18 protein-coding genes are annotated in these 23,790 nt (G+C 60.1%); 5 read left to right on the top strand and 13 right to left on the bottom strand.

Features of this window, described 5'->3' with window-relative positions; translation table 11 throughout:
- Positions 1 to 9 precede the first annotated feature (9 nt).
- Positions 10 to 1,170 (bottom strand): sugar diacid recognition domain-containing protein, encoded by a 1,161-nt coding sequence (locus ACZ9W6_RS01510; RefSeq protein ID WP_465189283.1) that lies wholly within the window; start codon positions 1,168 to 1,170, stop codon positions 10 to 12.
- 442 nt (positions 1,171 to 1,612) lie between these two features.
- On the opposite strand from ACZ9W6_RS01510, the gene ACZ9W6_RS01505 reads away from it, so the two are divergent.
- Entirely contained in the window at positions 1,613 to 2,701 is a 1,089-nt protein-coding gene (locus ACZ9W6_RS01505; RefSeq protein WP_465189282.1) for an ElyC/SanA/YdcF family protein, read from the top strand.
- A 98-nt stretch (positions 2,702 to 2,799) separates the two neighbouring features.
- Here ACZ9W6_RS01505 and pyk read toward each other — a convergent pair whose 3' ends face one another.
- Entirely contained in the window at positions 2,800 to 4,224 is a 1,425-nt protein-coding gene (gene pyk, locus ACZ9W6_RS01500; protein ID WP_465189281.1) for a pyruvate kinase, read from the bottom strand.
- 271 nt (positions 4,225 to 4,495) lie between these two features.
- Between pyk and chrA the strand changes: the two genes are divergently transcribed.
- Together chrA and ACZ9W6_RS01490 are read left to right on the top strand one after the other, a co-directional pair.
- A complete protein-coding gene (gene chrA, locus ACZ9W6_RS01495) occupies positions 4,496 to 5,677 on the top strand; it encodes a chromate efflux transporter (RefSeq protein WP_465189280.1) in 1,182 nt (393 codons plus the stop codon).
- Between the two features lie 386 nt (positions 5,678 to 6,063).
- Complete coding sequence (locus ACZ9W6_RS01490) at positions 6,064 to 7,416, top strand: MFS transporter (RefSeq protein ID WP_465189279.1); 1,353 nt, start codon at positions 6,064 to 6,066, stop codon at positions 7,414 to 7,416.
- Positions 7,417 to 7,554: 138 nt separating this feature from the next.
- Here ACZ9W6_RS01490 and ACZ9W6_RS01485 read toward each other — a convergent pair whose 3' ends face one another.
- From ACZ9W6_RS01485 to tsaD, 5 genes are all read right to left on the bottom strand, one after another.
- Positions 7,555 to 8,820: a sigma-54-dependent transcriptional regulator gene (locus tag ACZ9W6_RS01485; RefSeq protein ID WP_465189278.1), complete on the bottom strand. Its 1,266-nt coding sequence runs from the start codon at positions 8,818 to 8,820 to the stop codon at positions 7,555 to 7,557.
- Positions 8,807 to 11,128: an ATP-binding protein gene (locus ACZ9W6_RS01480; protein WP_465189277.1), complete on the bottom strand. Its 2,322-nt coding sequence runs from the start codon at positions 11,126 to 11,128 to the stop codon at positions 8,807 to 8,809. Before ACZ9W6_RS01480 ends, ACZ9W6_RS01485 begins: the two co-directional genes overlap by 14 nt.
- Positions 11,125 to 12,432: an ABC transporter substrate-binding protein gene (locus tag ACZ9W6_RS01475; RefSeq protein ID WP_465189276.1), complete on the bottom strand. Its 1,308-nt coding sequence runs from the start codon at positions 12,430 to 12,432 to the stop codon at positions 11,125 to 11,127. Before ACZ9W6_RS01475 ends, ACZ9W6_RS01480 begins: the two co-directional genes overlap by 4 nt.
- Positions 12,393 to 14,288, bottom strand: a complete 1,896-nt coding sequence (locus tag ACZ9W6_RS01470) for an ATP-binding cassette domain-containing protein (protein WP_465189275.1) — start codon at positions 14,286 to 14,288, stop codon at positions 12,393 to 12,395. The genes ACZ9W6_RS01475 and ACZ9W6_RS01470 overlap by 40 nt, the downstream gene beginning before the upstream one ends.
- 112 nt (positions 14,289 to 14,400) lie before the next feature.
- Positions 14,401 to 15,426: a tRNA (adenosine(37)-N6)-threonylcarbamoyltransferase complex transferase subunit TsaD gene (tsaD, locus tag ACZ9W6_RS01465; protein ID WP_465189274.1), complete on the bottom strand. Its 1,026-nt coding sequence runs from the start codon at positions 15,424 to 15,426 to the stop codon at positions 14,401 to 14,403.
- Between the two features lie 104 nt (positions 15,427 to 15,530).
- Between tsaD and ACZ9W6_RS01460 the strand changes: the two genes are divergently transcribed.
- On the top strand, positions 15,531 to 15,950 hold the full coding sequence (locus tag ACZ9W6_RS01460; RefSeq protein ID WP_465189273.1) for an OsmC family protein: 420 nt from the start codon (positions 15,531 to 15,533) through the stop codon (positions 15,948 to 15,950).
- A 90-nt stretch (positions 15,951 to 16,040) separates the two neighbouring features.
- Here ACZ9W6_RS01460 and ACZ9W6_RS01455 read toward each other — a convergent pair whose 3' ends face one another.
- The 6 genes from ACZ9W6_RS01455 to ACZ9W6_RS01430 all read right to left on the bottom strand — a co-directional run bounded on the left by ACZ9W6_RS01455 (position 16,041) and on the right by ACZ9W6_RS01430 (position 23,272).
- Positions 16,041 to 17,129, bottom strand: coding sequence for a TRAP transporter substrate-binding protein (locus tag ACZ9W6_RS01455; RefSeq protein WP_465189272.1), 1,089 nt, complete (start codon positions 17,127 to 17,129; stop codon positions 16,041 to 16,043).
- 239 nt (positions 17,130 to 17,368) lie between these two features.
- Positions 17,369 to 18,457, bottom strand: a complete 1,089-nt coding sequence (locus tag ACZ9W6_RS01450; RefSeq protein WP_465189271.1) for a TRAP transporter substrate-binding protein — start codon at positions 18,455 to 18,457, stop codon at positions 17,369 to 17,371.
- A gap of 89 nt (positions 18,458 to 18,546) precedes the next feature.
- Positions 18,547 to 20,058: a TRAP transporter large permease gene (locus tag ACZ9W6_RS01445; protein ID WP_465189270.1), complete on the bottom strand. Its 1,512-nt coding sequence runs from the start codon at positions 20,056 to 20,058 to the stop codon at positions 18,547 to 18,549.
- On the bottom strand, positions 20,055 to 20,609 hold the full coding sequence (locus ACZ9W6_RS01440; RefSeq protein ID WP_465189269.1) for a TRAP transporter small permease subunit: 555 nt from the start codon (positions 20,607 to 20,609) through the stop codon (positions 20,055 to 20,057). The genes ACZ9W6_RS01445 and ACZ9W6_RS01440 overlap by 4 nt, the downstream gene beginning before the upstream one ends.
- A 237-nt stretch (positions 20,610 to 20,846) precedes the next feature.
- On the bottom strand, positions 20,847 to 21,359 hold the full coding sequence (locus ACZ9W6_RS01435) for a C40 family peptidase (protein ID WP_465189268.1): 513 nt from the start codon (positions 21,357 to 21,359) through the stop codon (positions 20,847 to 20,849).
- Complete coding sequence (locus ACZ9W6_RS01430) at positions 21,356 to 23,272, bottom strand: ATP-binding cassette domain-containing protein (protein WP_465189267.1); 1,917 nt, start codon at positions 23,270 to 23,272, stop codon at positions 21,356 to 21,358. Before ACZ9W6_RS01430 ends, ACZ9W6_RS01435 begins: the two co-directional genes overlap by 4 nt.
- Positions 23,273 to 23,416: 144 nt before the next feature.
- Between ACZ9W6_RS01430 and ACZ9W6_RS01425 the strand changes: the two genes are divergently transcribed.
- Positions 23,417 to 23,782, top strand: coding sequence for a hypothetical protein (locus ACZ9W6_RS01425; RefSeq protein WP_465189266.1), 366 nt, complete (start codon positions 23,417 to 23,419; stop codon positions 23,780 to 23,782).
- Positions 23,783 to 23,790 lie beyond the last annotated feature (8 nt).

Here is a 23,790-nt window from a genome sequence, read left to right as displayed (position 1 = left end):
TGTGCAAGTCTACAAGTCGCGATTCAGCTGCAAGGCCAGATAAAGCTGGACACGTTGTTGCAGCCGGTTCAGATCCAGCTTGCAGATATCGGCTACCCGCTGCAGGCGGTAGTCGAGTGTGTTGCGGTGAATCGCCAGCGCCCGTGCCGTATCACCATGATGCAGATCGTGCCGGAACCAGCAGGCCAGCGTCTGGCGCAGGCTGCCTTGCGGATCGTGCTTTTGCAGTTGCTGTAGCGGCCGTTGCAGCAGGCTGGCCTGCCAGCCGTCAGCCAGGGTGCTCAGCAAGACCGGCAGCTGATGATTGTCAAAGTGCTGAAGCATCGGGCGCGGTGTGACGGGTTGCTGCAGCGTGGCGCGCGCGGTCAGGTAGGAAAGGGCGGCGCTGTGTTTTTCGTTGAAACGATGACCCAGAGCTGCGTGTAGAGGTTGGCCGCAAAGCTGCTGCCATTGCGGCAACAGCTTTTCCAGTTGGGATAGCACGCGGCCAGCCTGCCAGTTGGCCTCGTTGGCCGGCAACAGCAGCACGAATTCATGCCAGTGCGGCCGCGCACACAGGCCGTGCTTGCCCAGCTGTTCGGCCAGCATTTGCCACAGGGCATAGTCGGCAGTAGCGTGATGGCTGGCTTCGATGACCAGTGCCACCCGGGTTTGCGCCGGGTCCAGCCCCAGTCTTTGTGCCATCTGGGTGCAGGCTTGCTCGTCCTGCTCGGGGCTGATCAGTTGCAGCACCAACGCCTCGACCAGACGCGAGTCGTTTTGCAGCTCGCGCTGCAGGCGGTTTTGCTCCAGCATCATTTCGGCGGTCATGCGCACCAGCTCGCCAAACTGCCGCACCTGATCGGGCTGGCCGGTAATGCCGACCACGCCTACGATGCGGCCATCCTGCCACAAGGGCAGGTTGATGCCGGGCTTCACGCCTTGCAGGTGTTTTTCCGAGCCGGTGTCGGCCTCGATTACCCGCTGCTGGGCAATGCATAGTGCTGCGCCATCATGCTGCTGGCCGATGCGTTCGAGCTGGCCGCTGGCAATGATGATGCCGCGCTCATCCATCACATTGATATTGTGATCAAGAATGGCCATGGTGCGATCGACAATGGCCTGGGCCAGAGCCGGGTCGAGCAGGGTGTGACGATACATGTGGGCAGCCGGTGCGAGGATGGATGGCATGTTGCGCGATGGCAGGCGAGGCGTAAAGCTTTTACCTACTCAGGGCTATCTCGGATTTGCCACGGTAAACAGCCGATAGTCAGTTTTCTGGCCGGGTGCGGCGGCGGCAGGATCGGCCAGTATTTTGCCGGCTATTTCAGTGGTATTAATTGCTGATTTAATATCAATAATATCAGCATAATTTGAATTGAATTAAATACAAGATTCGTCGTTTTATTGGTCTCGATGAATCACTGGAATTAAACTGGTATGTGTTGTTGGTGGATTACATTTTTTGCGGGTGCTAGTTTGGTCTGACAGTCCTTCTGCGAAAATTTCGATGGAAGCTGTTGATTTATAAGAAAAAAGGCCTGAGTGACAAGCTTGCTACCCCTTGCGGGGTAGTCCGGTTTGCCGGCTTTCAGGCCTGATACCAGTGACACACCAGACCCCGGAGCATTTCATGAAAAAAATCCTGATGGCAGCAGGCTATGCCTGTCTGTTTGGCTTTGGCAGTTTGCCTGCTTTTGCCGAAACCCCGCCGGCCGCACCTGCGGCAGAATATGCAAGCCTGATCAGCAAGCGACAGGTTGTCGACCAGTTGCTGGCCGAGGCATGGCAGGTATTCAAATCACCCGCCCGGATTTCTACCGCCGGTTTTACCGCGAAGATGCCCAGCAATATGGAGATCGTGACCGAGCGCCTGCTACAGGCCTATCGGCTGGAGCCTTATCGTACCGATTTGCTGATTTCTGCGGCCAACGCCCAGATCTACAACAGCAATGTCGACAAGGCGATAGCGTTGTTTCAGCAAGCGCTGGCACAGGCGCCGGATGATCTGGATCTCAACAGCTATCTTTACATCTGGCAAAGCTTCAAGGGCAATGAGGTGGAGGCGCGCCAGCACCTGAAGCTGCTGGGTCAGCGCAATCCGGCGCGTGCCGCTGATATGCAGCGCATCCGCGAACTGGTTGGCCGCATGCTGGCCACCCCGTTGAATGATCAGGCTAAAGTCATGCCGGCGGGCAGACAGGCAATCGTCACGCTCGGTTATGCGCTGAATCCGGATGGCAGTATGCATGACATTCTGGTAAAGCGGCTGGAGCAGACGCTGGCGCAGGCAAGGCTGAACCCGCAGGCGATGATTATCGTCACCGGTGGCGTGCCGCAAAACCGGCAGACCGAAGGCCGGCTGATGGCTGACTGGCTGGTGGCGCAAGGCCTTGCCCGTGAGCGCATCATCGAAGAAAACTACGCGACCAGCACGGTGGATAATGCGCTGTTCAGCAGCTATGCCTTGGCGAGATTGCGCAGTAGCCAGATCACCATGATCAGCAGTGCCAGTCATGTGCGTCGCGGTCAGGCCTTGCTGGAAATCGCCAGCTGGCAAACCGGGCCGGCTGCTGCCCGCTTCGAGAGTCTTGCCTATGCCGATAAACCACTGGCCGAGCTCAAGCTGGCAAGTAGCGGCGAAATCATGGGTATTTACCGGGATGCGCTGCGCACTTACGGCCTGTGGAGCTATCGTTCGGCACCGCTGCTTGAGCGCTAGTCCCTGACGAGGCTGGTGGCCTTGCGGCCAACCCTGAAACAAAAAACGCGCCACTCGGTTGAGGGCGCGTTTTTTGCTGCGGGTGGTGGCTGCGAGACTTAGCGGCCTTCACCTGCCTTGATGATTTTCAGGGTGTTGGTGCTGCCCATCTGACCGACGGTATCGCCGACGGTAACCACCAGGATGTCGCCAACATTGACGCGGCCACGCTCCAGCAGCTTCTTCTCGGCAGCGGCCAGCAGTTTTTTCTGGTCGGCAGCAGCCGGCAGCATCATCGGGAACACGTCACGGTACATCGCCAGGCGATGGAAAGTGCGCACGTCCGGAGTCAGTGCGTAGATAGGCACGCCGGTATTCACGCGGCTCATCCACAGGGCGGTGGAGCCGGTCTGGGTCAGGGCCACCAGGGCGCGAACCGGCAGATGGTTGGCGGTGAACAGTGCGGCCATGGCGATGGACTGGTCCATGCGCGAGAACTCGCGGCTCAGGAAGTGACGGTCGAGCTGGTAGTCGGACGAGCCTTCGGCTTCCACGCAAACGCGGTGCATGGCTTCGACGGTTTCAACCGGGTATTGACCGGCGGCGGTCTCGGCGGACAGCATCACGGCGTCTGTGCCATCCAGTACCGCGTTGGCCACGTCGGAGACTTCGGCGCGGGTTGGTACCGGGCTGGTGATCATCGATTCCATCATCTGGGTTGCAGTGATGGTCAGCTTGTTCTTCTCGCGTGCCAGTCGGATCATGCGCTTCTGCAGGGCAGGTACGGCGGCATCGCCAACTTCAACAGCCAGATCGCCACGGGCAACCATGATGCCGTCGGCGGCGTTCACCAGATCTTCCAGATTGGTGATGGCTTCACAGCGTTCGATCTTGGCGATGATGCGGGCCTGGCTGCCGGCGGCATTCACCAGGGTGCGAGCCATGTACAGGTCGGCGCTGCTCTTCGGGAAGGAAACGGCAACATAGTCGGCGTCCAGCAGGGCGGCCGTCTTGATGTCTTCGATATCCTTGGCTGTCAGTGCCGGTGCGGACAGGCCGCCACCCTGGCGGTTGATGCCCTTGTTGTTGGACAGTACGCCGCCAACCTTGACCTTGGTGTGAATCTCGCTGCCGACCACTTTTTCCACTACCAGTACGATGCGGCCATCGTCCAGCAGCAGGACTGCGCCCGGCTCGACATCTTGTGGCAGCTCTTTGTAGTCGAGGCCGACGCGGGTGTCATCACCCTGCTTGCACTCGGCATCCAGCACGAAAGCCTGGCCGTTGGCGAGGGTGGTCTTGCCGTTGGCAAATTTGCCGACGCGGATTTTCGGGCCTTGCAGGTCAACCATGATGGCGACCGGCATAGCCAGCTTGTCGGCGGTGTCGCGTACCAGCTTGGCGCGGTCGATATGATCCTGGGCGGTGCCGTGCGAGAAGTTCAGGCGGACAACATTGACGCCAGCTTGCAGCAGGCGTTCGAGTGTGGCCTGGTCGCTGGAAGACGGGCCGAGAGTGGCAACGATTTTGGTGCGACGAGTCATGGTGTTGTTCTCCAGTAGCGATGCCTGCTGCGGGTGCTTGCTTGATCGTGTAGTAATAGTACGAGGCTTGCACCCACATCAATGGGTTGTTCTGTAATAAAATTACCTTTTTATAATCTGAACCTTTTCCGCGTTTCAGTCAAGAAATTGATGTGATTTATTTGGCGCTTGCGGTGGATTAACTGTCGTTTAATTGCGGCTGGACAATAAGCTGGTTATATTCGGCAGCATTTTTATCAGATAGTTTCTGCTGAATATGTCAATTTCGCGCGTGAATGATAAAGACATTTCTGTTTGGTTGATTGCCTGGGTATTCCTGCGATTGGGATTTACCTCATTTGGCGGGCCGGCCGCCCATCTGGCTTATTTCCGGCAAGAGATTGTCGAGCGGCGCGGCTGGCTGGATGAGCAACGCTACGCTGATCTGGTGGCCTTGTGCCAGTTCTTGCCGGGGCCGGCCAGCAGCCAGGTCGGTATCGGTATTGGCTTGCTGAAAGGGGGCTGGCGCGGTGCCTTGGCCGCCTGGTGTTGCTTTACCTTGCCATCGGTGTTGCTGCTGGTGGCGCTGGCGATGGGTCTTGCGCAGTTCGATGGTATGAGCGGCGTGGTGCATGGCCTGAAGCTGCTGGCGGTGGCGGTGATTGCCCAGGCGGTCTGGGCGATGGGCAAGACCTTCTGCCAAGCGCGCTGGCAGCAGGCGGTGATGGTGCTGTCCTGCCTGCTGGTGTGGCTGCTGCCGTGGTGGTGGGCGCAGCTGCTGGTCATCATGTTGGCCGCAATAGTCGGAATCGTGGTGAGGCAAGCGCCTGCACAGGCACAGGTGCCAGCCGCTTCGGCTGGTGTTTCAGTGCGTGCCTCATTGTGCTGTGCACTGCTGTTTTTCGCGCTGTTGCTGGGTCTGCCACTGGCCGCGCAACTGTGGTCGGTCGCGCCGCTGCAGCAATTTGACGTGTTCTATCGTATCGGCTCGCTGGTGTTTGGTGGCGGTCATGTGGTGCTGCCGCTACTGGAGGCCGAGCTGGTCGGGCGTGGCTGGGTGGATGCCTCGGGCTTTCTCGCGGGCTATGGCCTGACCCAGGCGGTGCCGGGCCCGCTGTTTACCTTTGCCGCCTATCTGGGCGCGATCATGTCGATAGGCGCGGGCGGCCTGGCGGGGGCGTTGTGGTGCACGCTGGCTATCTTTCTGCCATCGTTTTTGCTGGTGGGCGCGGCCTTGCCGTGGTGGCACCGCTTGCGTAGCTGGCCATGGGCGGGTAGCGCGCTGGCGGGGGTCAATGCGGCGGTAGTCGGCTTGCTGTTGGCCGCACTGTATCAGCCGGTGTGGGTCGATGCCGTGCTGGGTGTGCCTGAGGTATCTCTGGCGTTGCTGCTGTTTGCTGCAATGCAATGGTGGCGCTTGCCGGTCTGGGGCGGCGTGTTGCTGGCTATTCTGGCGGGTTATTTCTGCTTCTGAATCATGATTTTTATCAAACAAGGCGGTGCAATTATGCGCCGCCTTGTTTTATTGGTTTATTTATTTTGTGTTTGTCGGGGCTTAAATGAGTCATTGCGGGGATATTAATTTTATTTGTAGTGACCATAAATATATTTTTGGGTCGAAATGGCGCATGCCAAATTAAAAACGGGTCACGACTGACCCGTTTTCTATGGGTTTGACCCGATTTTGCCGCCCGCTAGGATGCGTCCATCACGCAGAGGTCGTCTTCATGAGGGCTGCCTGTTTTGGACGATGGGAGAGGATGCTCTCTGCGTTGCATGTGATGGTCGCCGGCCGGCCTCTGGACCAGGTCGGGCCGGCGCACTGTCTTTAACACGACTCAACAATGCAGAGGAGCGCACATGCTCGACTTCTTCAAAACCAGAGCTGACCTGCCAGTAATGCAGGAGACGCCGGAAAAAATCCGTCAGATTTTCAAATCCTACCAGTGGCAGGTCTTCCTGGGCCTGGTATTCGGTTATGCCTTCTTCTACGTGGTACGTGGTGTACTGGGCGTGGTGAAAAAGCCGCTGCTCGACGCCGGTGTCGTTACCGTGGAAGAGCTGGGCATCATGGGTTCGGCCTTCTTCGCCACCTACGCCGTGGGCAAGTTCACCAACGGCTTCCTGTCTGACTACGCGAACATCGGCCGCATCATGTCGATCTCGCTGATCCTGTCCTCGATCTGCTGCATTATCCTGGGCTTCAACGTGACTGCGCTGTTCTTCGCCATCCTGTGGGGCGTGAACGGCTGGTTCCAGTCGGTAGGCTCTGCGCCATCTTGCGTATCGCTGTACCAGTGGTTCTCGCCGAGCCAGCGCGGTAGCCGTTACTCCGTATGGGGTGGTTCGCGTAACATCGGTGAAGCCATTACCTGGGTAATGACTGCGACTCTGGTGTCCTATCTGGGCTGGGAAGCTGGCTTCCTGGGCGCAGGTATCGCTTCGCTGGCCGCCGGTATCGTACTGTACTTCGTACTGAAAGACCGTCCGCAGACTTACGGTCTGCCTGATGCGGCTACCGCTTATGGCGAGCCTGCCGAAATCACCAAGAAGACTGACCCGGCCGAGATCCGCCGTGCGCAGATGTTCATCCTGAAGCAGGGCACCGTGTGGCTGATCGCACTGGCTTGCGCGGCTATGTACATCTCCCGTTACGCCATGTCTTCGTGGGCTGTTCTGTACCTGCAGGAAGCCAAGGGCTACAGCCTGATCGACGCCGGTTTTGCGATGTCGACTTACCCGATCGCCGGTTTCTTTGGCGCCATCCTGTCCGGTATCGTGTCTGACCGTGTCTTCGGTGCCAACCGTCACATCCCGACCCTGATCTACGGCCTGATCAACCTGGCCGGTATGGCGCTGATGTTCTGGGGCCCGAACGACCGTATCATTGACGCTATCGGCCTGGGCATGATTGGCTTTGCGATTGGTGGTCTGGTCGTATTCCTGGCAGGTCTGACTGCTTGCGACCTGATGCCGAAAACCGCAGTTGGTGCTGTTAAGGGCTTCATCGGTCTGTGCTCCTACATCGCTGCTTCGATCCAGGAATACGTATCCTCCATCCTGATCCAGGTAAACGAAATCGACGGCGTGAAGCACTACGACTTCGGCAATGCCCACATGTTCTGGATGGGTGCCTCGGTAGTTTCCCTGCTGCTGGCCCTGACCGTATGGAACGCCAAGAAAGTAAACAGCATTGATGACGTGAAGCACTAAGTCCTCAGCACTGTTACTGGTCGTACCAAGCAAAACCGCCCGTAAAGGGCGGTTTTGCTATTGGCGCAAGCCTTTGCGGCCAACCTTGGGTGTTGAAGCAGACCTGCTGTAACTGGCCTGCTGCAAGCGGTCTGCGGTTTAAGGCTTGAATTCTTCCTTGGCCAGGCCGTGCTTTTTCATGCGCAGATAAAGCTTCTTGCGCGGGATGTGCAGATAGGCGGCGGTTTCGGTGACACGGCCACCGTTCAGGCTCAGTGCTTCCTCGATCAGCGCCTTCTCGGCCTTATCCAGCCGCTCGTCCAATGAGGCCTGCTCGGCATTCACCACGACGGTGCGCTCGAGCGGGGCGATGCGTGCGAGGCCGATCGCGTACATATCGGCCACATTGCGCAATTCGCGCAGATTGCCCGGCCACGGCGCGTATTGCAGGCTGGCGACAAAGGTTTCGTCAAAGTCGGGTAGCGGTTTTTGCAGGCGCTGGCAGCTTTGCTTGACCAGCAGGCGGAACAGCAGCGGGATGTCCTCGCGGCGCTGGCGCAGGCTGGGGGTCTCGAGGCAGGCGGTGGCAATCGCGTAATACAGGTCGGCCTGCAGGCTGCCATCGGCCACGGTGGCGCTGGCGGCTTCCCGGCTGATACTGATCACGCGGCAGCGCCGCAGCTTGCCTTGTTCCAGCAGCCAGTTGGCCAGCCACAGCTGGGTGTCAGGCGGAAACTGCTCGGGCGACAGCAAGAGCAGCGAGCCGCCGCCGGCCTGCTCGCAGGCCTGCTGCAGCAAGGTGGCCTGCTGCAGGCCCGGATGGCCGGGGCCGATGCTGACCAGCTGGCCATCCTGCTGGCGGCCATGCTGGTGCAGGTGCTCGGCCAGGCTGCGGCGGCCGGTGCCGCTTTCGCCATACAGATAAACCGGCAGATCGGTCTCGGCCAGCATCAGCAGCCGCTCGCGCAGCTGGCTGGCCAGCGGATGCTCGCCGGGGAACATGCGGTCCAGATCGCCGGCGCGCAGGCGGCGTGCCTGCAAAAAGTCCTGACGCTGGGCCAGTGCGCGGTGAATGCAGTCGACAAGCTCGGTCGGTGCCACCGGTTTTTCCAGGAATTCGAAAGCGCCGGCGCGCACTGCGCGTACTGCCATCGGAATATCACCGTGGCCGGTAAACAGGATTACCGGCAGCTGTGGCTCGCGTTGCTTGAGCAGGTGCAGCAGCTGCTCGCCATCCATGCCCGGCATGCGCACATCGCTGAGCAGCACGCCTTCCCAGTCGCGCGGCAGCAGCTCCAGCACTTTTTGGGCGCTGTCGACGGCGAGGCAGGGCAGGCCACTGAGTGCCAGCAGCTTGCGAGTGGATTCGCGCAGGTCGGCATCATCGTCAACCAGTAGTACGCGCGCGTGTTCAATCAGCATCATCAACCTTCAGACTCAAGATAAACAGGGCACCGTGGGGCAACAGGTTGGCCGCACGGATACCGGCATCACATTCTTCGGCCAGGGTCTGGCAGATATTCAGGCCAAGGCCTAGGCCATCAGCCTTGGTGGTGTAAAACGGCTGGAACAGATGGCTGGCGGTTTCGGCATCCAGCCCCTGGCCGTTGTCCATCACCCACAGTTCGGCACGGCCGCGGTCACGCTGCAGCTCGAGTCGCAACTTGCCGCCGCTGGCCGGCATGGCATCCAGTGCATTGCCCAGCAGGTTCAGCACGATTTGTTCGAGTCGCACCATTTCACCATAGACCGGCAACTTTTCTGGCAAGGCCAGCAAGACTTCGATGCCGGCTTTTTGCAGACGGCTGCCCAGCAGGGTCAGCACATCCTGCACCAGCGTCACCATGTCGAGTTTTTGCAGCTGCGGCGACGGTGCCAGTGGCCGTGCCAGCTGGCGGTAAGAGCGCACCAGTCGCGCCAGCCGGTCGCCGACCTGGCCGGCTTGCTGCAAGGTGTCATCCAGCCCGGCCCAGTCTTGCCGGCTCAGTTGCAGGCGCGCGCTGAACAGATAATTGCCCAGCGCGCCCAGCGGCTGGTTCAGCTCGTGGGCAAGACTGGTGGTGGTCTGACCGACGGCGGCGAGTTTGGTTGCTTGCAACAAGCTGGCCTGGCTTTGCTGGCGGGCGGCAATCTCGCCGCGTAGCGCAAGGTTGGCCGCATCGAGGGCGGCGGTCTTTTCGCTGACCTTGCGTGACAGCCAGCGTGCCGAGCGCGTTTGCGCCGAGATGTCCTGCAAGGTCAGCAGGATCAGCCGTACGTGTTGCTGGCCGATACAGCAGGCGCTCAGGCGCAGGGTTTGTTCGTCTTCATGGCTGCCGAATGGCAGGCTGATGTCCAGCGTGTCGTTTTCCTGCAGCGCCAGCACGGCGACGCAGATGTCGGGTGGCAGGGTGTGCTGCAGCTTGCTGCCGACGACGCTGTCCGGCAGCAGTGCCTGGGCGCTGCGGTTGACCGAGCGGATCAGCCCGTCGGCCTGACAGGCCAGCAGGGCTGCAGTCGTGTGTTCGAGCAGGGTCAGCGCCTGGGTGCGTTCGATCTCGGCCATTTGCACCGCGAGTGCGGCCAACCTTTCGCCGAGCTGGCCGATTTCGTCAGTACCGCGTACCTGATGCGGCAGCTGGTAGTGGCCGCGGCTGATGGCGGCGATGTTCTGCCCCAGCCAGACCAGCGGTGTCAGCACGCGCCGACCCAGCAGGCCGAACAGCAGCCAGCACATCAGCAGCAAGGCCACGCTGGTGGTGGCAATCAGCAGCCAGTTGCCATGCAGGCCGGCGCTGCCGGCATCGGCCAGATCCTGACGCGACTGGCGGCCGGCCTCTTGCCCCAGCTCGCTGGCGAGGCTGTGCTGACGTGACAGTGCAGCATGCAGCGCCTGCATGGCCTGGCTGACCTGCTGTTGTTGCAGTTGCAGGCGGCCAAACTGGCGCGCCAGCGGGCTGTCAATCCGGGTTTGCTGTTGCAGGCGCTGCAGCAAGGCTTGCAGGCTGCCTTTCTGGCTGCTGTGCAAGGTGGTGGCCTGGGTGGCCAGTGTGGTGCCCAGCTGATTGATGGCCAGCAGTTTTTGCGGCCAGTTATGTTGGCCGCTATTGCCGGCCAGATTGGCAAGCTGGGCGCCAAGCTGGTCGGTTTGTTGTTCCAGCCGCGTCAGCAGCGCGATATCGCTGGCCAGCAGCCTGCTTTGCTGTGCGGCCTGGCCGCTGCGCAGGCGCTGGTTAAGCCCCAGCAGTTTTTCATCCAGCAGAAAGTCGAGTTCGGCGCGCAGGTCGTCCAGCAGCCACTCGAGGCTGGTGTGCTGCATCGCCAGTTGCTGACGGGTGGCCAGCCGTTGCTGGATCAGCGTCGCCAGCTGTTCGGCACTGCGCCGCGATTGTTCGATGCGTGCGCTGAGTGCCTGACTGCGGCGCGGGTAGAGCTGTTGCAGATGGCGGCTGGCCTGTTGCATGTCTTGCAGCGCGCGTTCGACTTGTTGCTGCTGACGGGCCACATCGGCCAGATCGCCTGCGTTCAGCAGGCTCTGCGCCAGATAGCCCATGCGGCGGCTTTCCTCGGCCAGTTGCTGTTGGCTTTGCATCGCCGGCACGCTGCGGTTGACCACATCGTCCAGCCGCTGGTTGATATGGCGGGTAGTCAGGATGCCGGACAGGCCGGTAACCAGCAGCAACAGCATCAGCACGCCACAGGCGAGCAGCAGGCGGCGGCCGAGTTTGCTGTCGGGCAGGCTGGGGCGCTTCATGGCTTGGCTTCCACCACCAGCCGGCGCGACAGCCGTGCCGCCTCATCCAGCTGTTGTTGCCAGCGCGCCGACCATTGCTGCAGCAGCAGGCGGCTTTGCGCGTCATCACGGGCGAATGTCTGCAGCAGCTGAGGGTTGGCCGCGGTGCGGGAATTCACCGGCGGGGTGCCCAGCAGCCATTTGGCACGTGCCAGCTTTTGCCGGGCGGCGCTGTCGAGGTTTTTTTGTGCGGCGGCCAGCTGCCACAGGCCCCAGCTGTCGCGCAGCTGGGCAAAGTGACTGGTGATCAGCAGGTCGTAGAGGGTTTTCACCAGTTGTTCGCGTGCATGCATCAGCGGCTCGTCGAGAATGCGCTGGCGGCGCATCAGCTGGCACAGCACCTGGCTGTGTGCATCGGCAGACAGCGGGTTCAGCGGCATCTTGAAGCGGCTGCTGCCCAGCAGCTCTTGTTGGCCGCGCTCGGAAAACAGATAGCCGACAAAGCTCTTGCCTTCCTGCTGGTTGCGCGCGCGCTGCAGCAGCGCGACATAGCTGGGCAATACATTGAATTGCGGCAGATAGCTGAATTGCAGATCGGGGCGCTGGCTCAACAGCAGGCGGGCGGCATTGTCCAGCATCGGCCCGGCCTGGGCGCTGCCTTCCAGCAGCTGGCGGCTGACGGCAAAGCTGCGTCCCGCCAGCTGGCCTTGCTGGCCAGCCAGTTGCAGCAGCAGATGCCAGCCCTTGTCCCAGCCTTCGTCCTGCAGGATTTTTTCCACCATCAGGTGGGTGCTGCCCGAGCGTGATGGCGTGCTGATGGCCAATTGGCCGCGGAACTCGGGTGCCAGCAAGTCTTGCCAGTTGCGCACGGCGGCTCGGCCGCCTTGCCGGCTGCTGACAATGCCGAAACCGGCCAGGCCATAGCTGGCAAAGCGCCCTTGCGGGTCGGCCAGCAATAGCCCATCCGGCGCACAGCGGCTGGCCGGGCTTTGTACCGGCAGCTTTTGTAGCAAGCCGCGCTGACGCAGGGTTTGCAGCAGGAAAGGCGAAGAGCTGAGGATGATGTCGGCACCTTGCAGGCTGCCGGATTCAACGGCCTGCACGATCAGCTCGGCGCGGCGGTTGATCAGCAGCACCTGCATTGCCGGGTGCTGCTGACGGAAGGACGCCAGCAGCTGCGCGGTTTCTTCCGGCGGGTGCGTGGTGACGATGGTCAGGCTGCTGTTGGCCAGCACCGGCATGGCCAGCACGGTCGGCAACAGCAGCAATGTGCGCAGCCAGGGCTTCAGACGATGGCCTCGATTTCTTCCTGCAACAGCATCCATGCCTCTTCGACCTGTTCAAGCTCGCTGCTGACTTCACCCTGACGGCGGATGCTGTCAGCCAGCCTGGCCTTGTTGGTTTCGGCGTAGGCATCTTCGCTGGACAGGAAGGCATCCAGCTCGGCCTTTTCGTGGCTCAGGCTGTCGAGTTGCTTTTCCAGCTTGGACAGCTTGCCCAGCAGCGGTTTTTTCGCTGCGGCCAACCTTTGCCGCTCTTCGGCTTCCTGGCGTTTTTGCTCCTTGCGATTCACGCCCTGCGCGTCGCCGCTGGATGGGCGATTGGCCTCGGCCAGCTGGGCCAGACGCCACTGGCGGTAGTCTTCGAGGTCGCCGTCGAATGGCTGTACCTTGCCATCGGCTACCAGCCAGAACACGTCGGTAGTGGTTTCCAGCAGCGAGCGATCGTGCGAGACGACCAACAGCGCGCCGGCAAAATCCTGCAAGGCCAGCGTCAGCGCGTGGCGCATTTCGAGGTCGAGGTGGTTGGTCGGTTCGTCCAGCAGCAAGAGGTTGGGCTTTTGCCACACGATCATCGCGAGTGCAAGGCGCGACTTTTCGCCGCCCGACATCGGGCCGACCGGATCATTGACCATATCGCCACGGAAGTTGAAGCCGCCAAGGAAGGAACGCAGCTCCTGTTCGCGCACCTCGGGGGCCAGCTTCTGCATATGCCACAGCGGCGACTCATCGGTGCGCAGGGTGTCGAGCTGATGCTGGGCGAAGTAGCCGATTTTCAGCGTCTGGGCGCGAATCAGTTCGCCAGCCTGCGGCGCGAGATCGCCGGCCAGCAGCTTCACCAGCGTGGATTTGCCAGCGCCGTTGACACCCAGGAGGCCGATGCGACTGCCAGCTTCAACCGACAGCGCCAGCCTTTGCAGGATGGTGGTGTCGCCGTAGCCGACATTGATGGCATCCAGTCGCAACAGCGGGTTGGGCAGATTGTCGGGGGTGTCGAAGTGGAAATCGAAGGGCGAGGCAACGTGGGCCGGAGCGATGCGTTCGAGTTTTTCCAGCGCCTTGACCCGGCTCTGTGCTTGGCGCGCCTTGCTGGCCTTGGCCTTGAAGCGGGTGATGAAGGATTCGAGGTGGGCGATCTGGCGTTGCTGTTTCTCGAATTCACCTTGCTGGCGCGCGAGTTTCTCGGCGCGCATCACTTCAAACTGGCTGTAATTGCCGGTGTAGGCATTCAGCTGCTGGTTGCTGACATCGACGATGTGGCTGGTGATGCTATCGAGGAAGTCGCGGTCGTGCGAGATCACCAGCAGCGTGCCTTCGTAGGCTTTCAGCCAGTCTTCCAGCCACAGCACGGTTTCGAGATCGAGGTGGTTGGTCGGCTCGTCCAAGAGCAGCAAGTCGGAACGGCACATCAGCGCCTGCGCGAGGTTCAGACGCATGCGCCAGCCACCGGAGAAGGTCGACACGGCACGGCCATGACTGTCCGGTGCAAAACCGAGGCCGTTCAGCAGCTTGCCGGCGCGGGCCGGTGCGGAGTAGGCGTCGATGCGTGCCAGTTCGGCGTGGATCGCGCCGATGGCGTGGCCGTCGCCGCTGTGCTCGGCTGCGGCCAGCTTCTGTTCCAGCTCGCGCAGCTCGACATCGCCATCGAGGACGTAATCGAGCGCCGAGCGCGGCAGCGACGGCGTTTCCTGCGCGACGTGGGCCATCGTCCAGTGCGGCGGAATCAGCACATCGCCGTTATCGGCGTGCAACTCGCCCTTGAGCAAGGCAATCAGGCTGGATTTGCCAGCACCGTTGGCACCGACAATACCGACCTTGTTGCCGGGGTTGACGGTAAGGTTGGCCGCAACAAGCAGTTCTTTGAGGCCGCGGCGCAGGGTAAGGTTTTTTAGCTGGATCATAAGTCTGGTGGCGACAGCAGGCGCGTGAAGGGCCGGCAAAATCCGGCTGGCCTGTATCAGTGTCTTGCTGTCGCTATTTGTTCCTGTGTTTTTCGGGCAGAGCTTGAAAAGCTCAGGCGGAAGGCAGGCTGGACAAGTCCCAGCGCGGCTTCACGGTAAAGGCGCCGGCTGCGGCGGCATGCTTCAGGCGCATGGCGCCGGCAAAGGCAATCATCGCGCCATTGTCGGTGCACAGTTTCAGCGGCGGGTAGTAGACCTTGAACTTGCGCTTGGCGGCGGTGGCATCGAGCGCCGCGCGCAGCTGCTTGTTGGCACCCACACCACCGGCCACCACCATGCTCGTCATGCCGGTCTGTTTCAGCGCCTGGCTGCATTTTTTCACCAGCACTTCGACGATGGCTTCCTGGAAGGCGCGGCAGATATCCTTGCGGGTCTGCTCGTCTATCGGGCCGTTGGCGGCTTCTTGCTGGCGCACTAGGGTCAGCACCGCAGTCTTGAGGCCGGAGAAGCTCATGTCCAGATCGCCCGAGTTCAGCATCGGGCGCGGCAGGGTGAAGCGTGCCGGGTCGCCTTCTTCGGCGAGTTTTGACAGCAAAGGGCCGCCCGGATAGGGTAAGCCGAGCAGCTTGGCTGTCTTGTCGAAGGCCTCGCCGGCCGCGTCATCCAGCGTTTCGCCCAGGATTTCGTACTGGCCGACGCCGCGCACGGCCATGATCTGGGTATGACCACCGGAGACCAGCAAGGCCAGGAAAGGGAATTCGGGATGCGGGTCAGCCAACAGCGGCGACAGCAGATGGCCTTCAAGGTGATGCACGGCAATCACCGGTTTGCCCAGGCCGACTGCCAGCGCATTGGCAAAGCCGGCACCGACCAGCAGCGCACCGCCAAGGCCGGGGCCCTGGGTGAAGGCAATGGCATCGATATCCTGCAAGGTAACACCGGCCTCGGCAAGGCAGGCACGGGTCAGCGGGGTGATGCGGCGGATGTGGTCGCGGCTGGCGAGCTCGGGCACCACGCCACCGTATTCGGCATGCATCGCCATCTGCGAATGCAGCTGGTCGGCAATCAGGCCGCGGTCGGTGTCATAGATGGCTACGCCGGTTTCGTCGCAGGACGATTCGATACCCAGTACAAGCATGTCAGGTCGCTTAATAACAGAACAATCTTTGCATTTTACCGGTGATACTTGGTATGACCAAATGCCTGATGATAGGCTTGCCCCATCTCAATCGGAGGACAAGCATGAAGGCAAGACTGAAGTGGGTGGATGGCGTGTGTTTCATGGGCGAAACCGGCAGTGGCCACGCTGTGGTGATGGATGGCGCACCGGAAGGTGGCGGCCGTAATCTGGGCCCGCGTCCGATGGAGTTGCTACTCTTGGGTACGGCCGGTTGCACCAGCTACGACGTGATCAATATCCTGAAAAAGTCGCGTCAGGATGTGCGTGACTGCTGGGTAGAGATGGATGCCGCACGCGCCGATACCGATCCGAAAGTGTTCACCAGCATCCATTTCCATTTTGTGGTGGTTGGCCGCGGCCTGAAGGCGGATGTGGTCGAGCGCGCGATCAAGCTGTCGGCCGAAAAGTACTGCTCGGCCTCCATCATGCTGGGCAAGACCGCTGATATTACGCATGACTTTGAAATCCGCGAGGATGACTGAGCAAGTTAGGGCCTGACCGGCAAGGTTGGCCGCAAATTGCTGAAAAACAAAAGCCACCCGAAGGTGGCTTTTGTTTTGGGGATGGCAGGCTTACTTGACGCGGTTGGCGTACATGAAGGCTTCCATCTTGTTTTCGGCCAGGTTGAACCAGCCGTGCTGCAAGGTGCGGAATTTCTTCCACTCGGTGTAGATTTTCTTGAAGTCGGCGTTAGTGGTGGCTTCCTGCTCGTACAGTTCGAATGCCACTTTCTGGGCAGCTTTCAGAATGTCGTTAGGGTACTGATGCAGTTTCACGCCTTTTTGCAGCAGGCTGACCAGCGCTACCGGGTTCTTGGCATCGTACTCGGCCTGCATCAGGATGTTGGCCTCGGCAGCGGCGGCTTCGAAAGCGGCCTTGTACTCGGCTGGCAGCTTGTCCCATTCCTTCTTGGAAACATAGAAGGACAGGTTAGGACCCGGCTCCCAGAAGCCTGGGTAGTAGTAATGCTTGGCGACTTTGTAGAAGCCGAGCTTCTCGTCATCATACGGACCAACCCACTCGGTGGCATCGATGGTGCCTTTTTCCAGCGCCGGGTAAATATCGCCACCAGCCAGGGTTTGTGGAACGGCGCCCAGGCGGGCCATGATCTCGCCACCAAAGCCCGGGATACGCATCTTCAGGCCTTTGAGGTCAGCAAGACCGGCTACCGGCTTGCGGAACCAGCCGCCCATCTGGGTGCCGGTGTTGCCACCCGGGAAGTTCACCACATTGTATTTGGCAAACAGTTCGCGCATCAGCTTGAGGCCGCCACCGTAGTACAGCCAGGCATTCTGCTGACGGGCAGACAGGCCGAATGGCATAGCGGTGTCAAACGCGAAGGCCTTGTTCTTGCCGACATAGTAGTAACTGGCAGTGTGGCCGCATTCTACGGTGCCATTCTGTACGGCATCCAGAACCTGGGTGCCTGGCACGATTTCACCACCAGGGAAGCAGCGGATCTGGAATTTGTCGCCAGTCAGTTCGGCTACGCGCTTGGACAGGGTTTCGGCTGCGCCGTAAATGGTATCCAGGCTTTTCGGGAAGCTGGATGCCAGGCGCCAGCGGATGCTTGGGCCGTCAGCAGCGATGGCAGGTGCCGAAACGGCAGCGGTGGCAAGGCCGGCAGCACCGGCTTTTTTCAGAAACGAGCGTCTTTCCATACTGATCTCCTTTGTCGTGTTATTACTGCTTTTTGCCGGCTTGTATGGGGTGCCGGTTGTTTTGCGCTGGCGGCTATCTTGCCGCTGAATTCTGTTACTGAGCTTATCCCGATAAGGCTTGCGGCAGTTAGTGCTCTCTGGATATTTGCAATGTATAAGGCAATATCTGTTGCATTGATGCTGGCAAGTTTCGGGTATTCAAAATAAAAGACCACCGCGAACGGTGGTCTTCAGGCTGCTTATTTGACGCGGTTGGCGTACATGAAGCTTTCCATCTTGTTTTCGGCCAGGTTGAACCAGCCGTGCTGCAAGGTGCGGAATTTTTTCCACTCGGTGTAGATCTTTCTGAAGTCGGCATTGCTGGCCGATTCCTGTTCGTACAGTTCGAAAGCGGCTTTCTGGGCGGCTTTCATCACGTCGGCAGGATACTGATGCAGCTTCACGCCTTTTTGCAGCAGGCTGACCAGGGCGACAGGGTTCTTGGCGTCGTACTCGGCTTGCATCAGGATGTTGGCCTCGGCAGCGGCGGCTTCGAAGGCGGCCTTGTACTCGGCAGGCAGCTTGTCCCACTCCTTCTTGGATACATAGAAGGAAACGTTCGGACCCGGTTCCCAGAAGCCAGGGTAGTAGTAATGCTTGGCGACTTTGTAGAAGCCGAGCTTCTCGTCATCATACGGGCCAACCCACTCGGTGGCATCGATGGTGCCTTTTTCCAGCGCAGGGTAGATATCACCACCTGCCAGAGTTTGTGGCACTGCGCCCAGCTTGGCCATGATCTCGCCACCAAAGCCCGGGATGCGCATCTTCAGGCCCTTGAGGTCGGCAAGGCCGGCTACCGGCTTGCGGAACCAGCCACCCATCTGGGTGCCGGTGTTGCCACCCGGGAAGTTCACCACATTGTATTTGGCAAAAAATTCACGCATCAGCTTCATGCCGCCGCCGTAGTACAGCCAGGCATTCTGCTGGCGGGCAGTCAGGCCGAACGGCATGGTCGTGTCAAAGGCAAAGGCTTTGTTCTTGCCGACGTAGTAATAGCTGCAGGTGTGGCCGCATTCCACGGTGCCGTTCTGTACGGCATCCAGTACCTGGGTGCCCGGTACGATCTCACCGCCGGGGAAGACGCGAATCTGGAATTTGCCTTCGGTCAGTTCGGCTACGCGCTTGGCCAGCGTTTCGGCACCGCCGTAAATAGTGTCCAGGCTTTTCGGGAAGCTGGATGCCAGGCGCCAGCGAATGCTTGGGCCGTCAGCAGCAATGGCAGGGGCGGATACGGCAGCGGTGGCCAGACCGGCTGCGCCGGCTTTCTTGAGGAAGGAACGTCTTTCCACTTTTTTCTCCATTTGTGTTGTGATGCTTTGCCTGCTGGCAGGCTTAGGCAGTTTGTACCGGCGGCCAGGCTCGCCGGTACGATTCTGCGTTATTGGGTCATTTGTTTGAGCAGATCTTCAGATTCGCTGCTGTTGGCCGCAGAGGCGTCAGCGGATGCCGGTGCGGAGGCGTCGCTGATGCCAAAGGCTTCCAGCGAGTTGCCGGTACTGCTGTCAGTCGGAGCCAGATCCATGGTCTGCATGATGCTGGCCGCGTCCTCGGCATTGGTCTTCACCTCGTCATGTAGCGAGCCGGTGACCAGTTTCGGGAAGGCAATCAGCAGGCCAACCATGATCAGCTGCAGGATGACATAAGGCACGGCCCCCCAGTAGATGTCGGTACTCTTGACTTCTTTTGGTGCCACGCTGCGCAGGTAGAACAGCGCGAAGCCGAACGGTGGGTGCATGAAGGAGGTCTGCATATTGACCGCCAGAATCACGCCAAACCATACCAGGTTGATATCCAGGCTTTGTGCCACCGGGGCCAGCAATGGCACCAGAATGAAGGCGATCTCGAAGAAATCGAGGAAGAAAGCCAGGAAGAACACCATCACGTTGACGGCAATCAGGAAGCCGGTAGCACCACCTGGCAGGCTGGTCAGCAGATGTTCTACCCACTTGTCGCCATCCACGCCCAGGAAGGCGATACGGAACACGCGTGCACCGATCAGGATGAACACCACGAAGGTGGACAGCTTGATGGTGGAATCCATCGCCTGCTTCAGCAACTTGATGTCCAGACGCTTGTTAATCATCGCCAGGGCAATGGCGCCAACTGCACCCATCGCACCACCTTCGGTCGGGGTAGCAATGCCCAGGAAAATGGTGCCCAGTACCAGGAAGATCAGCAGCAGCGGCGGAATCATCACCAGTACAACACGCTTGGCCAGCAGGGCACCACGCAAGGTGCGGGCTTCCGGCGGCAGTGCAGGTACCCATTGTGGTTTGGCCAGCGATACCAGGAAGATGAAGACGGCGTACATGGCGCACAACAGCAGGCCAGGAATCATCGCGCCGGCATACATGTCACCGACAGATGCGCCCAGCTGGTCAGCCAGTACGATCAGTACCAGTGATGGCGGGATGATCTGGGCCAGCGTGCCGGAGGCCGCGATCACGCCGGTGGCAATCCGCGTATCGTAGCCATAGCGCATCATGATGGGCAGCGAGATCAGGCCCATGGAAATCACCGAGGCGGCGACGACACCCGTGGTTGCGGCCAACAGTGCGCCAACAAAGATCACGGCATAAGCAATACCGCCACGCACTGAGCCGAACAGCTGGCCGATGGTGTCGAGCATTTCCTCGGCCATGCCCGAGCGCTCCAGAATCAGCCCCATGAAGGTGAAGAACGGAATCGCCAGCAGGGTGTCGTTACGCATGATGTCGTAGACCTGGTTAGGCAGGGCCTGCAACAACTCGGGGCGCAACAGTTCAAAGTGAATGCCGATCCAGCTGAACAGCAAGCCGACAGCGGACAGGGCGAAAGCAACCGGATAGCCGATCAACAAGAAGAAGATCAGCGACACGAACATGATTGGAGCCATCAACTCGAGGTTCATACCGGCTCCTTGTGTACATCGTCATTCTTGACGGCAAGCGGATCAGGACCGGCGCCGGACAGGAAGGCGAGACGCTTGATGATCTCGGAAACACCTTGCAGCAGCAGCAGGCTGAAGCCGACCGGAATCAGCAGGAAGACTGGCCAGCGGATCAGGCCGCCGGCATCAGACGACATTTCGCCGCTGACAAAGGCATTCATGAACATCGGCCAGCCGTACATGATCAGCAGAACGCAGGTTGGTACCAGGAACAGCAAGGTACAAACGATGTCCAGCAAGGCACGGCCGCGCTGGCTCAGCTTGCTGTTGAGCAGGTCGATACGGATGTGCTCGTTTTTCTGCAGGGTGTAGGCCGCAGCCAAGAGGAAAATGGCGGAAAACAGGTACCACTGGATTTCCAGAAAGGCATTCGAGCTGATGTCGAACGCTTTGCGGACAATGGCATTACCTGCACTGATGAGCACGACAACAAGCACAAGCCACGATGCGGCCTGGCCTATGCGTGCGTTGATCGCGTCGATAAGGCGCGACAAGGCAAGCAGAGACTGCACTCTAGTATCTCCTATTGTGTGTTGCAGGGCTTGAGCCCTGTTGTGGTCTTGGCGCTCTCCCAAACGCCATCAACCTATTCTGGTGTAATTATGTAAACACAGCTCGAGAGGCTTTCCAAGCTGTTCGGCATAGGGGATAACCCTATGTGGGCTGGAAGTGACGGGTAGTCTGTGGTAATGGAATTTTTATGCCTTGATGTTGCAATTTAAAGGCAGGAATTCATTTTCGGGATGGGCTTAGCTGGCGGCAAACAGCGTGCGGCCGCCTTCGAAACGTTGGGCGAAGTAGCGATTGTCGAGGCGATCAACCCGGATCGCGCTGTTGCTGCGTGGTGCATGCACGAATTTGCCGTCGCCGATATAGATGCCCATATGGGAGAAGGGGCGGCCCAGGGTGTTGAAGAACACCAGGTCGCCAACCTTGAGCTGCTGGCTGGGAATGGGGCGGGCGAGGGCGGCAATCTGGGCGGCATTGTGTGGCAATTGCACGCCCGCTGCATTCTTGTAGATGTAGGCAACCATGCCGCTGCAGTCGAGGCCGGCCTCCGGATTGCTGCCGCCGAATTTGTACTCGATATCGAGCAGGCTGAGGGTGTAGAGCAGAATCTCGCGCCCCAGCCCGTCGGCCTTGAGGGCCGACAGCTGGATGGCTGCGGGTTTCGGACGAGGTTTGCTGGCCGGCTTCTGCGGCGCGCTGGCGCAAGCGGCCAGTAGTGACACGATCAGAATGAGTGGCCAGCGTTGCTTCATGCCTGTTTGTTCTCCAGTTGTTCCCAGCGATCGAGTTTTTCCAGCAACAGCATTTCGATCTCCTCGATGCGAGCCTGCCATTGGCGGGCAGCTTGCGCCTGGGTCTTGTAGATTTCCGGGTCCAGCATTTTCTCGTTGAGCTCGGCTTGTTCCTGCTCCAGTGCGGCGATTTCCTCGGGCAGGCGCTCGAGTTCGCGCTTTTCATTGAAGCTGAGCTTCTGGCTGCGCGCACTGCGATCGCGCTCGGCCTTGCTGTCAACGTTGGCCGCAGCCGGCTTTTTGGCGGCTTCAGCCGGTTTCATGCTGGCCATGCGTGCCTTGGTGTCCAGCCAGTCCTGATAGCCGCCCGGGTATTCTTCAAGGCGGCCATTGCCTTCGAACGCCACTACCTGAGTCACCACATTATCAAGGAAAGCGCGGTCGTGGCTGACCAGGAAGACGGTGCCACTGTATTGCTCGATCAGTTCTTCCAGCAACTCCAGCGTGTCGATGTCGAGGTCGTTGGTGGGTTCGTCCAGCACCAGTACATTGGCCGGACGGGTGAACAGGCGGGCCAGTAGCAGACGGTTGCGTTCGCCACCAGATAGTGACTTCACCGGGCTGCGTGCGCGCTGTGGCGAGAACAGGAAGTCTTCCAGATAGCTCATCACGTGCTTTTTCTGGCCGGCGATTTCGACGAAATCATTACCCTGGCTGATGATGTCGGCCACGCTGGATTCTTCATCCAGCTGGGTGCGGAACTGGTCGAAGTAGGCGACTTCCAGCTTGGTGCCGCGCTTGATACTGCCGCGATCGGCTTCGAGTTCACCAAGAATCAGCTTGAGCAGGGTGGTCTTGCCGGCGCCATTGGGGCCGATCAGGCCGATCTTGTCGCCGCGAAGGATGCGGGTGGTGAAGTCGCGGATCAGCAGCTTGTCACCAAAGCCCTTGTCGACGTGTTCGAGCTCGGCAATCAGCTTGCCGGAGCGCTCGCCGGCATCCAGCTGGAAGTTGACCTGGCCGACACGCTCGCGACGCGAGGCGCGCTGGCGGCGAATTTCTTCCAAGCGGCGCACACGGCCTTCGTTGCGGGTGCGGCGAGCCTCGATGCCCTTGCGGATCCACACTTCTTCCTGGGCGTGGAATTTGTCGAACAGGCGATTCTGTTCTTCTTCGACTGCCAGCTCTTCGGCCTTGCGCGTCTGGTAGGCAGCAAAGGTGCCGGGGTAGGAGCGCAGGATGCCGCGATCGAGTTCGATGATGCGGGTGGCAACGTTATCAAGGAAGCGGCGATCGTGGGTAATCAGCAGTACGCTGCCGGCAAAATTCTTCAGCAGACCCTCCAGCCACTCGATGGCACTCATGTCGAGGTGGTTGGTTGGCTCATCCAGCAGCAGCACGTCCGGGCGGCTGGTCAGCGCTCGCGCCAGTGCCACACGTTTTTTCCAGCCGCCGGACAGGGCGGACACCTGGGTGTCGGCATCCAGGCCAAGGTGGGACAACGTGGTGCTGATCAGCGCGTCGAACTGCCAGCCGTCGCGGGCCTCGAGTTCATGCTGGATGGCGGTCATGCGCGTCATCAGGGCGTCATGGTTGGCCGCAGGGTCAGCCAGCTGGCTGGTCAGCTGGTGGTAGTCGGTCAGTAGCGACATCAGATCGCCCAGGCCCTCGGCGACGGCTTCGAATACCGTGTGGCCCTCGGTGAACTGCGGCTCTTGCGGCACGTAGGCAACCTTGGTGTCGCCTTGCTGGTTGATGCGGCCGTCGTCCAGTTTGATGGCGCCGGCAATGGCCTTGAGCAGCGAGGACTTGCCGGCGCCGTTGCGGCCGATCAGGCCGACAATCTCGCCGCCATCCAGCGAAAAATCGACATTGTCGAGCAGGGCGTGGTGGCCAAAGGCAAGGCAGGCTTTTTCTACGGTAATCAGGGCCATAATGTATGCGGGCAGATGGTAAGATTTTGACAATATGCGGATTGTAGCATGAGGCGTCGGCCTGCCCTTCGCCTGGCAGGCCGACGCTGTTACAATGCGCGCCCGATACGGCTCGTGCAGCCGTCACCCACGAAAGGAATTGCCATGTACTTTGTTGATCGCTCCGTTGCCGTCATCAAGCCCAAAGCCCCGTTTCTGGCCTGGCTGAATGCCGTACCCGACAACGATATGATCGAGCTGTCGCTGGATGCCCTGCGTGCCGACTGCACCGTGCTGTTGTTGCCGGAGTTCGACGAACCCGAAGAGGCGATTTCCTATATCGACGATATGGCGGACAAGCTGTTCCGCGTCGAGCTGGCGTCGTGGTACGAGGACGAGGCGCTGTGGCCGCAAGACCGTTCGCTGAAAGCATTCTGGGAGTGGTTTGATGTCGAGATCCACTCGACCTTGCTGGATACCGTGGATGCGGAAATCATGAATTCGCCGGCTGACGTGGGCGACGACGACTAAACCCGGCT

Source organism: Vogesella lacus (assembly GCF_979366295.1).
The sequence above is the reverse complement of the archived record's forward strand: the minus strand, read 5'-3'. Positions and strand labels throughout refer to the sequence as shown.